Source organism: bacterium, from assembly GCA_030247525.1.
Taxonomy (GTDB): Bacteria; Electryoneota; JAOADG01; order JAOADG01; family JAOADG01; genus JAOTSC01.
Genome location: JAOTSC010000091.1, coordinates 1 through 13,665, shown reverse-complemented (window position 1 = coordinate 13,665; position 13,665 = coordinate 1). Strand labels below are relative to the sequence as shown.

The 13,665-nt window shown below is 49.4% G+C and carries 13 protein-coding genes; 9 read left to right on the top strand and 4 right to left on the bottom strand.

The annotated features are described in order from the left end of the window. The 4 genes from OEM52_09415 to gltX all read right to left on the bottom strand — a co-directional run. A partial coding sequence (locus tag OEM52_09415; protein ID MDK9700349.1) for a hypothetical protein occupies window positions 1–181 on the bottom strand: 181 nt, incomplete at its 3' end. A gap of 132 nt (window positions 182–313) precedes the next feature. Continuing rightward, window positions 314–1,684, bottom strand: a complete 1,371-nt coding sequence (locus OEM52_09410; GenBank protein ID MDK9700348.1) for a hypothetical protein — start codon at window positions 1,682–1,684, stop codon at window positions 314–316. A gap of 80 nt (window positions 1,685–1,764) precedes the next feature. Then, window positions 1,765–2,373, bottom strand: a complete 609-nt coding sequence (locus OEM52_09405; protein ID MDK9700347.1) for a penicillin-binding protein activator LpoB — start codon at window positions 2,371–2,373, stop codon at window positions 1,765–1,767. A gap of 117 nt (window positions 2,374–2,490) precedes the next feature. Then, entirely contained in the window at window positions 2,491–3,921 is a 1,431-nt protein-coding gene (gene gltX / locus OEM52_09400; GenBank protein MDK9700346.1) for a glutamate--tRNA ligase, read from the bottom strand. 342 nt (window positions 3,922–4,263) lie between these two features. Between gltX and OEM52_09395 the strand changes: the two genes are divergently transcribed. From OEM52_09395 to OEM52_09355, 9 genes are all read left to right on the top strand, one after another. Continuing rightward, window positions 4,264–4,860 (top strand): XylR N-terminal domain-containing protein, encoded by a 597-nt coding sequence (locus tag OEM52_09395; GenBank protein MDK9700345.1) that lies wholly within the window; start codon window positions 4,264–4,266, stop codon window positions 4,858–4,860. Between the two features lie 10 nt (window positions 4,861–4,870). Then, entirely contained in the window at window positions 4,871–5,062 is a 192-nt protein-coding gene (locus tag OEM52_09390) for a hypothetical protein (protein MDK9700344.1), read from the top strand. 104 nt (window positions 5,063–5,166) lie between these two features. Next, entirely contained in the window at window positions 5,167–7,260 is a 2,094-nt protein-coding gene (locus OEM52_09385; protein ID MDK9700343.1) for a hypothetical protein, read from the top strand. A gap of 12 nt (window positions 7,261–7,272) precedes the next feature. Beyond that, window positions 7,273–8,157, top strand: coding sequence for a hypothetical protein (locus tag OEM52_09380; GenBank protein ID MDK9700342.1), 885 nt, complete (start codon window positions 7,273–7,275; stop codon window positions 8,155–8,157). Further along, entirely contained in the window at window positions 8,147–10,846 is a 2,700-nt protein-coding gene (locus OEM52_09375; protein ID MDK9700341.1) for a hypothetical protein, read from the top strand. The genes OEM52_09380 and OEM52_09375 overlap by 11 nt, the downstream gene beginning before the upstream one ends. 47 nt (window positions 10,847–10,893) lie before the next feature. Beyond that, window positions 10,894–11,202: a hypothetical protein gene (locus OEM52_09370; GenBank protein ID MDK9700340.1), complete on the top strand. Its 309-nt coding sequence runs from the start codon at window positions 10,894–10,896 to the stop codon at window positions 11,200–11,202. Between the two features lie 209 nt (window positions 11,203–11,411). Then, window positions 11,412–12,116 carry a hypothetical protein gene (locus OEM52_09365; protein ID MDK9700339.1) on the top strand — a complete coding sequence of 235 codons (705 nt, stop codon included), beginning with the start codon at window positions 11,412–11,414 and terminating at the stop codon, window positions 12,114–12,116. 488 nt (window positions 12,117–12,604) lie between these two features. Next, window positions 12,605–12,814: a helix-turn-helix transcriptional regulator gene (locus OEM52_09360; GenBank protein MDK9700338.1), complete on the top strand. Its 210-nt coding sequence runs from the start codon at window positions 12,605–12,607 to the stop codon at window positions 12,812–12,814. Further along, window positions 12,807–13,665: hypothetical protein (locus tag OEM52_09355; GenBank protein MDK9700337.1), on the top strand; the 859-nt coding region annotated here is incomplete at its 3' end. The genes OEM52_09360 and OEM52_09355, both read left to right, overlap by 8 nt.

Here is a 13,665-nt window from a genome sequence, read left to right as displayed (position 1 = left end):
AAATTGCGAACAGTCCACCGGCGAGTTGGCTCTTACCGTTGGGTGAAATGCGGGAAAAATTGTTCGACGGGGTAAATTGCCGGACGCCACATTTCGGGCAGATCTCAGCTTTCACGTTGATGATATTACCACACTCCGAGCAGTATTTCTCATTATCTGCTTTTTGCGTTGTTTCCGACATGACATCCTCCCAGAGAAGTAGGTTGCGATTCGTTTCGGTGAATAACCATTCTTTGTTCGTTAGAGGAAGTTGTTAACGACAAAGTTGCAGAAAGTCTTGATATAAGTGTTCCAACGACACACGATTCAACTACTATCCGATGAGCCGAATCCGCTTCACGGTGATTTTACCCGGTTCGATTTGGATCGTTTCCGGTCCGCCGCTCTTGCTTTCGATGTTGGTACCCGTACCCAACACATTTATTGTATGACTACCGGCGGGAAGCGTGCGGTCTAACACATGAATGCGATCCGGCAATAACGCCCAACTCCGGGTGTCTGCAACTTCGGTTAAATCACCGGCGATTTTCGTGAGCCAGAAACCGACATCACCCCCTTCTTTCTTCGCCAAATTCGCAGCACCGCGCTTTAATATGGCGCGGGCGAACGTTCGGGCTAAGATCCCGGGAAAGCGGTCTTTGAATTCACTTTGAAAGACATGAGATAAGTCTGCCGCTGGGACTGCCAATATTTCATTGCCATCGATACCAACCCGGACTTGGGAAATTTGCGATTCTCCGCTCTTCGTTACTGAGGGTATTGCAATGCGAATCCAATCGACAATCTTGTAACCGCCACTGCTGTAGTTATCGCGTCGATACCATAACTCATTACCGTAGGCATCGTAATCGAAATTATTATCGAAATCACAGGAGAAGTCTTTCTCAAATAACGGAATTGTGATTTCGTTGTTTTCGAGACCGCAGATAACGCCGGTCTCTACTATTAGCACCAAGCGCCCTTCGCCGCTTTTCGGCAGCTCGACGCCACTGCGGGTAACGCTGTCGGCCGATACGATACCGGTACGTTTTGCTGCCGACAGCGATGCGGGAAACACAAATGTTGGCACCGATCCATACGACTTTGGATAGGCGGTGCGAGCATGTTCGTAGGCAATCCACGCATCATTCGGCTGCGACGCCATATCGAATCCGATGCCACCGAAATAACGCAGGAAACCGTCATCGGTATAACTTCGTTTGCTTAGTCCGGGGAGTTGATCAAGATATTTGGTTAACGACCGGGTCTCAATCGAAAAACCATCACGGTCGCCGCGATTGAGATATCCTAATGCTCGATAATAGTGCAGCATGCCTCGTTCGAGATTCGTTCCGGAATAGGCAAGCGCACGGTCATTCGTTACGAGCGATAACGCCCCTTTCGAAATCGACTTCGTGAACAACTCATCGATTTTCTCGTAGGAGCGCCGCAAATCGTTCTCGGCATTTAGGAAATCGCCGGTCTCGAACCGCGCCAAACCCCGATTGAGCAAAACATCGACATAATCGGTCGGCTTCTTGTCTTCGAGATAGAATTTCGCCGCAGAGGAAAAATCGCCACGGATTACTGCTTCACGCGCGTCATCCTGTTTGATGGCATACTTACTCATACACCCGGTAAAAAAAAGGGCGAACAGCGCTAAAGCGAGTACGGTCGTTTGAGTCGGTGTAGTTCGGTACAGCATAGGTATAGCATTGTCTCTTTTCGATACACAGAGGGGCGTATTCCAATACGCCCCTACTATGAAACCGGCTTACAGCATTTTTAAATCTTAAACTTGTTGCGCTCGATGAATTTCTTAATCTTGGTGCCGCCAATCCAAACTTTGGCATTGGTTTCGAGGTCGGTGAGCTGTAAATCGACTTGATAGAACATCACCGAATTCTTCCCTTCGCGGTCTTCAATCGCATTGATTTCGCCGGAGAGGATATAGTCGGCGCCCTTTTCACGACCAAACTTCTTGATGGTTTCGGGATCGGCGTTTTCCTGCATTTCATTGCGTTCGTCGCGCATTTCGCCGCGTTCCAGCGCGGAGGCGACAACGGTGACCCGACCGCTATTGATGAATGCCCGCTCGATGTCCTTCACAAAGGTTCCGGTTGCGATGTGTTCGGTCGAGATATTACGAATCGTTCCCACGATTATCGTTGGATTCTTCGATTTACGGGTGACGAATTGCGGCAGCCATGGATGATTGGTGACGTCTTTGATGACTTCTTCGCTCACATTCCGGCTGTCGGTATCGTTCCAGCGTCCCGATAAATCTTTCGTCTCGGTGGTTTCGATCCGGGTGACTTTCTTGCTGCAACTGGAAAGGAAAACCATTCCAGTGACAAGGGTTAAAGCGAATGCGAATGTTAAAATGCGTTTCATTGTTCCCTCTAAAAAATATCCGGTGGAGTTAACTGACTCAGTATGTACTCTCTTTTGTTAGAACCGGTTCCGTTCGTTTGGTTTAGTTGCATGTCGAAAAGGAAAGGTTGCAGTGGTTCAATTTGTGATACGTTTCCTTAACCGGCGAATGCAAGCGTCCCTCCCGATTGCTACCACAAGTTCAAACAGACCGGGACCAACCGTTCGTCCGGTCAGCAGTAAGCGGCATGGGTGAATATACTTCCCGGCAGCGACCTTTTCGCCAGTTGCAGCAGTCTCTGCTTCCACCAATTGCCGAAGCACTCCTTCAGTTGACTCATGAGTAAATTCGGTCAGTTCGGAAAATGCATCGGATAAATTCGTCATCCGCTCGTAGACTTTAGCATCGGAAAACTGTTTCTTTACTCCTTCCGCTTCAAATTCGACCGGATCTTCCCATACGACTTTGGCGGCAGTGACCAACTCATCAAGTTTCCGGACCCGGGTTTTCCAAAGATATATAGCGGTCGTGACAGTATCATCCAGCTCGCGATGGAAAGCATTTACGCCACCGCACTTCTCGAACAGGAATGCCGGTTCGCTCTTTCCGATGTGCTGCCCGTTCAACCAAAACAGTTTCTGTAAATCGAAGACGGCGGCTTTCGGCATAATCCGTTCAAGCGCGAATCGTTTAATCAATTCCTCTTGCGACATCACCTCGGTATCATCACCCGGCGACCAACCCAACAGTGCGAGGAAATTTATCATCGCTTCCGGCAAGAGCCCCATGTCGCCGTAATCACCAACCGCCGTTGCACCGTGCCGTTTCGATAATTTTACCTTATCGGGACCCAAAATCATCGGGAGGTGTCCGAATTGGGGGACATCCCATCCCATCGCTTGATAAATGAGAATCTGTTTTGGAGTATTCGAGATATGATCGTCACCGCGCAGAATCAGCGTAACCCGTTGGAAATGGTCGTCGGAGACCACCGCTAAATTGTAAATTGGTGAACCATCACGGCGGAGAATAATGAAATCGTCGAGCTCGCTATGGTTGACGACAATCTCACCATGGACAACATCTTTCCAACTGGTTGCTCCGCTATCCGGAATGCGGAGACGAATCGCATATTGCCCCGGTTCGGCTGCCATCCGCACTTTTTGCTCGGCGAGGGGGACGTTTCGATATGCACTACCGTCGAACTTGTACTGCTTCTTCTCGGCTTGTAAGGTTTCCCGCTTTGCCGCTTCGACCGCCGGGTCGGAGAAATCAGCATAAGCGGCACCCCGCTCGATCAACTCGAGGCACAACTCTTTGTGTTCCTGATGCCGAGCCATTTGATAAACAATCGGTTCATTGGGTTCCATCCCGAGCCACTTCATTCCGACAAGGATTGCCTCAACTGCTTCGGGAGTTGAACGCTGCTGGTCGGTATCTTCGATCCGCAGGAGAAATTTTCCCCCGGTACGGCGAGCCCATAGCCAATTGAACAGCGCGGTACGAGCGCCACCGACATGGAGATACCCCGTCGGTGAAGGGGCAAAACGAACGCGAACATCACTCATTGAATACCTATCTGGTTATCGGGTTTGATTTAGTACTGTTTCCTCTACCAAACAAAATAGCAGTTGCATTGGTAAAACTCAATGTATCTGTTTGCTTACCGATTTACGATAACAATGTTTATTTTTGAAATCGGGTTTGTCGCTTTGTCGACAATTTGTGTGTAACAAATTGAAGAAACTAACGTTAAACACTTGATTACCGTCACCCCTTTTGCTATCATTCCTCAGGGGATTTGCACAACACGGGTTCCAGCTTAAGCGAATCTTTCATTATACAACTCACACCTTCATGCATTTGAGGGTAACAGGAATAGAGTTTTCTTACGCAAGTGGAGGAGCACGATGAAAGCATCCGATTTCAATCTTCCGAAAGATCTTCAGTTCGATTTCGATAACGGTCAGACCTCTTTTAAAACGAGTCGCTTGGTGCTTTTTGATGCCGGAGCGATTGGTTTGCTTCGTTATGAGTTAATCGAAATGCTCGGAATCGAAAAAGCGCGGGAGTTTTTTCTCAAGTTCGGTTATCAGAATGGCTACTCGGATTTCATGCAAATGAAGTTAAACTATGAGTTCGATACCGAAATCGATTTATTAGCGTCTGGTCCGGTAATACATACTTGGGAAGGGGTCGTCAATGCAACACCGAAAGAGCTGCGTTTCGACCGATCGACCGGTGAATTCTTCTTTACCGGAGTTTGGAAAAATTCCTATGAAGCACAACAACACCTTGCCTATTCGGGTCAATCGCACGATCCGGTTTGTTGGTCGCTGATGGGATATGCATCTGGCTGGTGTAGCGCATTCTTTGGCAAGAAGTTAATTGCGATTGAACCGGTCTGTGCGGGTAAAGGCGACGAACACTGTGAGTGGAAGATTCAACCACCTTCCGCATGGGGTCCCGAAGCAGAACCATATATCCAAGCGCTTAAAGGATTTTAGGAGGTGTAACATGGCGGAACGGCTATTGAAGTACTACAAGTTTGTAGCGGACGAAAAAGGCTTTGCCGGACAAATCCAATTAGCGCAACAGACGTTGATGCCTTCAACCAAAGCAGCGCTGGAACCGGATTCTCCAGAAAATATTGACCGCTTTCGCAAAGCGGTCGAACGTATTACCGGCAAATCTGCCCCGATCTATTGACACCTATCTGTTTTGAATCAATAAAAACGGGTAGTCGAAAGACTACCCGTTTTGTCGTCTACTCTTGATTTATTTGTCGACGAATCCGGGAGGAGTATTTGTAATTGCTGTCTTTTCGACGCATTTTACAGGTTACGAATTCCCATCAATCCAGCGCCGGTCTTCGGCAAGTATTTCCAACAGGAATCGAAAATATGTTGCTTGGTTTCCTCTCAGTACGGCGGGCAGCGCTCGCAATTGGCGCGATTCTTATCGCAACCACGGTGTTTGCCCAAACGCGCACCGCCTATGAAATTCAGTACAATTCCGGCACACCCGGCGGCCCCTCCCCTTATGTGAATCAACGGGCGCAGGTAGCAGCAATCGTATCCGGCATTGGCATCAACGGCGGCGCGGGTGGTACCCAAAGTTTCTTTGTGCAGGATCGCGACACCACTGGTTATCACGGGCTGTTTATTCGCACTGCACAAGCGCACACCGTTGCTGTTGGTGATAGCGTCTTCCTAACCGGAACAGTTTCCGAAACCAGCGGTCAAACCCAATTGTCGGTTTATGCAACCGACACAATCCGTACAGTAATGAGCAGTGCTTGGACACCAATTCCCCTCAATACAAACGTGACTGCACTTGCATCGACGACGACGGCGGAACCATACGAAGGGATGTTGGTTAAGGTTTCGAATATCCGCGTGACCGCGGTTGCGACCGATGGAATCACCATTTCCGATGGGACATCATCGATTAACGTCAAAGGATTCGGGGTGGGCGGCCGCTGGAATATGGTGCTTGCGGTAGGCGATTCGTTGAAGTCGATTCGCGCCAATGTCCGCCAGACCGCTGCAACGACCTATCAATTGGAGCCACGTTCCGACAGTGACTTTGAAGCGTTTGGCAATAATGCACCAATCATTGCCAATATCGCAATCTCCCCCTTCGCGCCCGGTCCTAACGACCCGGTAACATTTACCGCGACAGTGACCGACGTTGAAACATCGGTGAGTGCGGTGTGGCTTACCTACCGCTTGAATGCATCGACCGCCGCCGATTCGATTCCCATGAATACCAGTTCCGGCAATTCGTTTACCGTAATCGCCGGACCCTTTACACCCGATTCAACACAGACTAGTAACATCGTCCGTTACAAAATCAATGCTCGCGACAGCGAAGGTGCGATTAGTTCGTCGAATGAACGCTCCTTCACTGTCAGTTTAACCAATTCGGATATTTACCGGCGAATCATTGACTACCCGGATCTGTACTTAAATCGCTCGATTCAACTCGAAGGACAGGTTGTTTACATCCAAGGGCGAACTACTTCTTCTGGTAGCTGGCGTACCGATGCCTATATCGTCGATACGACTACCAGTATCGGTTTATATCTCAGTGAATCGACTTCGCCGCTCAATATCCCCGGTATGGCGCGCGGTACCTACGTTCGAATGACCGCGGCAATTTCGCAATACAATGGCGCACTGCAAGCCACCGGCGCATCCAGTTGGACGGTGTTAGACACTCTTCCCTTGGCTCACCCGATTCAATTGCATACCGGCGACATTTCGTTACAACGGGAATTGGTATCTACCGGTAATCCACTCTATTACGCTTCGGGAAGCTGGGTCGAAGTAACCGGACGAGTTATCTCGGTCGACCCGAATGTTGGCGGCGGTACCAACGTATTGGTCGACGATGGTACCGGTACGATTCCGTTGCGGATCTGGGATACGATGAATATGCCGAAAGTGCTAACCGCTGAGGGCGATTCAATTCCGTTAACGGGGATGTTGGGTAAAGTTTACACAGTGCGGGGCGTTGCCTCAACCTACAACACCGATTTCCAAATGTTAGCGGGTTTTATCGAAGACTTTGTTGAACAAGGCGCATCGACCGCGCTTTCCTACGAAACGACCGTTGAAGTACCGGCACGGGTATTGGTGAACGATGTCGGTGAAACGATGACCATTAAGTTCAGCGCACCGCCACTCGCCCGCGTGCAAGTTCGCGTCTTCAATATGAAGGGACAGGTCGTTGCGACCTTGATTGATAAAACCAGTAACGGGGCAAGTGAAACCCGTTGGGATGGCAGAGACGAATTACGGGAGAAACTGCCGCTCGGTACCTATATCCTGCACGTCCAATCGAATTTGAACGGCACCACTAAATCGGCAACCGCTCCCATCGTTATCGGCACGAAGTTATAAGGAAACCCAACCGTGCATATTGCAACAAAACGAATTTACCTCGGACTATTTGTCTTGCTATCTCTCGCGACTGTTGGTTGGGCGCAAGTATCGACCGACATCGAACCGCCGCAACCAAGATTGGCGGCAATCGGCGCTACGGTTGCCTTGGCAGGCGACCCGGCGATGGCGTTCATCAATCCGGCAGGTTTGATTACCCTTAAGAATCCATCCGGTGGATTCGCTTTCACCAAACCGTACGGCGTTGGATTCATGAATCTCTACGGCGCCGCTGGCGCGTATCCATTGCCAAAAGAGTGGGGTGTCGCCAGCATCGCGGTTTTGAATAGCGGCGTTAGCTATCGCGGCGAATCACTCAGCAATGAAACTGCGTTGTCACTTGCCCACGCCTTTTACATGCAACGCGATATGAATACCGATCTCGCTTTCGGGTATGCATTGAAGGTAATGTCGCAATCGTTCGGGATGTCGATTAACGGAACGTCGCTGGGCAGTGCTACGGTCGTCGGACTCGATGCCGGCGTACGGGCAACCTTGTGGCAACGTACTCGCATCGGAATGCGCGTATCCAATCTGAACCATCCCACTCTGAGTGGTGTGGTTGAGCACGATTTACCGACTGTTGTTAATGCCGGTGTCGCCTATTCACCTTATCGCGGCGTATTGACTGCCATCGAGTTGGAACGCACGCTCGGACAAGAGCAGTTGCTAAAGGGCGGCGTCGAATTGGAAGTCGATCGACATCTCGATTTACGGATGGGTATCCGTTCCAATCCCAATCGGATCGCACTCGGTTTCGGTGTAAAGAATATTCTCGGTTTCCGGGTCGATTATACGTATCTCACTCACCCGTCGCTTCCCGCGACTCATCTCTTCGGGTTGGGCTATGGGTATTAAATCAAACATTCCATCACCTTACGTAGGGGCGTATTGCAATACGCCCCTACAAGAATCCGACGTAACAGGTACGCCTCGATGGGTAGCTTACTTCGTAGCATTCGCAATCGTATTGTCGCTTGCCATACCTGCGATGGCACAATACAGCGAAGACGATCCGCCGCCGGTAAATGTCACAACAAAATCAGTCATCAAAGACGGCTTACTCGATATCAACCAAGCGTCCGATGAACAACTCAAAACGCTCGGTATCACGGAGAAGGAACAACAACTTATCCGCGACCGGATTCGCTTTGAAGGGCCGTTTGAAACCTTCTACGACTTATTCGATGTCGAAGGACTCCCGCGCGAAACTGTCGAAGGATTACGCGACAAAATTATTGTTCGCACACCGGGAATGGACGATCCGGTTGCCGCGCGCCGCGAAGCGAATTCATACCGCATCGAACAATTGGTGAGCGACGATGGTTTCAGTGAAGGTCTCGCCGACCAATTAGCGGATCAGTTACTCGACCCGATCAACGTCAATGAAGCTACTATCGATGAGCTAACCGATATTCAGAATGTCAGTGCCGTCGATGCCGTCGCAATTAAGAAACGTATTGTCAGCGGGAATCCGATTGTTAGTCAACGGGAACTCAGGCAGACGCCCGGACTGTCCCATTACGGCTACACCAATGCTCGGCCGTATTTAACCTATGAACCGACCGAAAAATTTAAACAGGTACACGGTTTCTTTCAAGTCCGGATGTTTGACTCGCCCTATCTACCGGGCAATGCCGACGCCGTTCGCGAAGATGTCATTGCGCAGAGCCGACTCGATACCCATTACAAACTGCGGCTAAACTACATCGATTGGAAAATGGGATTGTCGATGCACCGCGGGCGCAATGAGTTATCCCTCACCGAACACCCCTTTGGCAATACCAAATTCACCCAAGGGAAATTTTTCTTCGAGAAGGATTACACGAATCTCGGTTCGATTACAATAAAACGATTTATCGTCGGTAACTTTCAAGCCGGGTTCGGCGAAGGATTAATCTTCTCGAGCGGCGATTACTTCTCGCCCCGCGCAACCGGATTTGGTTATAGTAAACACTTGAGCGGCATCCTCGGCGATTTGTCACGTAACGAAGAGTTTACTTATCGCGGCGTTGCTGTCGAGGCGCGCGGCGGCCCAATCGAAGCGACCGCTTTCCTAAGCAGCGATTGGAAAGATGCGGTTCTTAATCCAGACGGCAGCATCAATCGCTTTATCGTTTTGTCGCCACGGGTGCATTACGACTCCTATCCGGCAGTCGACTCAACCTATCCCAATCCGAGCAATCCTGCGATACTTCTCAGTACAAAGGTTGATCGTCATCCCGGCGTTCAATCGTTCCTCGACAATACCCGGGAGACGATCCTTGCCGGCAACGTGTCCTTCCTTCCCGTTATAGGCGTCCGGTTTGGTATGAGCTGGGTGGAAGCAATGTATAATCGACCGTTGCGACCGACGCTCGATACAAACAATCTCGTGCTCGGCAGCGAATTCGACGAAATTAACGACGATTTTGCTAATCGTGAAATTACCGATGCGTACTCGAGTTCTTGGAAAAGCGATTTGTGGAAACAAGCGAAATCAAAGGTGCGGGTTTACGGTTTTAACTGGCAAACAGTATTCAACAATTTCTCTTGGCAAGGCGAATGGGGAGAATTAGAAAAGACCGGCTCAGTGCTGCGACTGGGTGACGATCCGAAAGCGCTCGTCACATCGTTCTATACGCAATACCCCTCGTTTAATTTAATGTTGCTGTATCGCAATCGTGACGTTGGATACGACAATCCTTATGATCGTGGATACGCTAACTACGCCCGGTTCAAGGGAACAATTTTCGAAGATGAGTATTATTTACGCGACGCTACCTTCGGGCAATTGTACGACAATTCGTTCCAACCCCAACCGGAAAAAGGCTGGATGCTCTCCGGACGGTATCAACTGCTGCGGCAATTGGTTACCTCGTTTGAACTTGACCAGTGGACCCGTAAATCCGACGATGCTGAGTATTACCGCTGGGTCGTTCGAGGACAGTACCGTCCGATCTTTCCGTTGCAATTCAATTTGCGGTTTAGTGATCAAGCGCGCGCCTATCTGAATCAGGAAGACAAGATGTATTACCGCGCCTTGCAGGGACGTCTGCAAACCCGGGTGCGGCTCACGAACTTCGATGAAGTGACGCTTTTGTATAGTTACGCGGTAACACGATTTGCTCCGCGACCCCGCTTGGTGTATGACGTCGATCCTAATGGAAATTCCCCGGTCAGTGGTCAGAGCGCCTCACCAGCGGAAGCGATGGGTTTTTCGTTCCGCCATAATCTCTCGCGACCGATGTGGATTGGCGGCGGTGCGACGATTTACGACGGATTCTTCTGGAACTATGAAGAAGGGGACTTCTACGTCCGTGACGGGAATGGATTGCGGTTGTACGTTGCGATGGGTTCACGAATCGGTCCCGGTCTTTACATCAAGGCGAAGCTGACCTCCGAACGGTCGAATCCGATTACCTATATCGCTGCCCGCGATGGGAACGAACCGCCCAGTCGCAGCGGTGAAACGGCTGAACAATTGCAGTATGCACACCCGTTTGCCGGGGACAATGTAACGGGCAATGACTTAAGTTTCCGGTTGCAACTGGACTACCATTTTTAAGTATTTTTAAGTACGACAGACACTCTTGTCTGTCCTACCGAAAGACTATGAGACATAAGAATATTTACGACGAAGGAAAATCGTTTGCGGAGACCTTCCTCCACCGTGCCGACCGCCTGTTAGCGATCGGGAAGATGCGGTTGGATTTAACTGCGGCACGTCAGCGGCTCGACCGGGCGTTGCTGTCGTTGGCGGAGGAAACCTATCGCCAGGCAAATGAGCGGAATGTTTCCGATGCATTGCCGTTGTCGTCGATCCAGCGAGAATTGGAACGAGTTCGTGCCGCCATCATGGATCGCGACCGGATTCAGATACGAATTGACGACCTTAAAAAGAAAATGGACGAGGAAGAGTAACCGGGGTAGATGGTTTGACGAATCTCGGGCAGATGTAACAATCTGCCCGTTTTTTTCTCAGTCAATTTTAGTTGTATTTTTCGGTGTTGAAAGTTTATTGCGGAATCTATCCCATTACATGGTAGCCGTGGGCTTTAGCCCGCACAATTGAAGTAGATTTGAGAGACGCAGGCTGAAGCCTGCGGCTACCCGTAAGAAAGGAGTTTCTTGTGTCAATCCGATTTATTTTCCTCGTATTTGCGTGTGCGATGCTGGCGGGATGCGCATTGGCAACCGATATCGATATCGACATCGATTCTCCGGACATCGACATTGATTTCGACCCGCTGCCCTATCATGGCAATGAAGTTTCCGTACTCTATGTCGGTCCGACGACGATGGAATTGCAAGATAAAAACCTGAAACTCGAGGGGACGACCGTCGGGTTTACATCGTACCATTTCCGGAAAGCGGTCACAATGAACGGACATTTCGGATACCGTCATGCCAAGTACCGCGAGAATCTGGCAAGTGGACAATCGATCAAGTATTCGGTCTATATGCCGGAAGTATCCTCATCGCTCGACATTAATATCTTTGGCTTACCGACAATCCGCCGTTTATTCAGTTTTGACTCACCTTTGAAGCTTATCGCAGGCGGAGGAGTGGGTGCGTCATACCAACCCTACAACATGGTAATCGAGGACGGTACCGCTGCAACTCCTTCTCTCACAGCAAATCCCTTCTTCCCCAATGAATCGGACAAAAACAAATGGTATTGGAACCATTCGACATGGAACATTCATGTCTTCGGCGGCTTCTTGATTGATAATCAAGTTGGCGGGGTATTCTCGATGACTTCCGCCCAACCGATGACTGGCGATCATAATTGGGAAATCACCGACATCCGGTTTGGTTTAGCATATAATCTTTAATGAGCGCTATAGCACTATCGATCTTCAGAGGTGGTCGACGATTTGTTTCGTCCGCCGCGATTTTTTCTGATCGACCAGACCGGTGAACGCGTTCGTCTCTTACAACAAAGGTGCCGTCGCTTCAAGTTTTCGGTCTCACCGACGTACTGATAGAACTGAACCGGCAGGTGATCTAATACAAGTTGGACAATCCAGTAAAAACAACCTCGATCCCGACTACGAAGCCAAGAAACGTCACAAACACGCTCGTGTTCATGCGATGCGAGCGTATACGTCTTCTTTTGGCAGTAGTCGGATACATTCTACCACCTCTTTGAGTGGTTAGTTACACTATTCCTCTATCAACTAAGCTCTTAACGAACAATAGAATATATAATACAGTCTATCACACCATATCAAGTTGTGTTACCATTGTGTCAAGAGAACTTGACATAATGTCAACTACCCCATATATTGAGAGTTGTTACAAACAAGTCTCGATTTGGAACATGAAAACACTAATCCGGAAACATCGGTTTGAAAACGGCGAATTGAGCCAGCAGCAGTTGGCGGATATGGTTGGCGTATCCCGTCAGACCATCGTCGCCATCGAACGTGGCGACTACTTCCCCTCGATTAAACTTGCTTTGTTGTTGGCAGAAAAGTTGGGCACGAAAGTGGAAAACTTATTCATCCTGGAGGATAAAGATCGTGCGTAACAAAGATTGGATTTTCTGGGTTGCTACCGGAAACTTCGCGTTAGCGCTCATTCTCTTTGCCACAACGAACAATCAGTTGTGGTTGTTTCTATTGGTCGGCTCCTATTTACTGCGGACGACGGTGGCCTCCCTCAACATCGACCGGAAGCGGATCGATGAACGCCAAATGACAATTCATTACCGTTCCGGAAATATCGCTTACGGGGTAACGAATACGACGGCACTGTTATTAGCTGCCTACTATCTGGTACAACAGGATACCCGGTGGTTGGCTTTCTTTCTCGTTGTCGCAATTGGCGTACTTGCCCGGGCGTTGTTCGTGATGGTAATTGCCAAGGATTTTCATCCAAATCTTTTACAGAACATCCGTTTCTCGATTCATGCAGCCTTTACCTATTTCCGGAAACAGTTGGATGAGTGGCAGTTAAGCGTTCACTACCGCTCCGGTAATTTCGCGTTTGCAATGGTAATGCTGAGCACGATTGTTTCTGCATTGTACTTTGCCAGTACAAATGATCATACTTGGGAGATGTGCAATGTCGTGGTCCTTGTCGGTCTCACCACCAAAGCGTTATTCAATGTACTGCTGGTGAAAAACTACCGGGAAGGCGCTTCGCGAGTTATCACAACAGTCGGCCTCATGATGATGTTATTTTCATCGCTGGAACTGAGCGGCTCGTTGCAAGCAAATGGTTTCCAACTGGAATTGTTTTTTGAGATGATTCCCAGCGCTGCACTCATCGCGATTGGGCTACTGTCGAAAATCATTCCACGCGTTGTCGGTATTTTTATTTTTATGATGACTGCCGGCTTGCTATTCATCATTCTGGGAAGAGGAATTTCCATAGGTC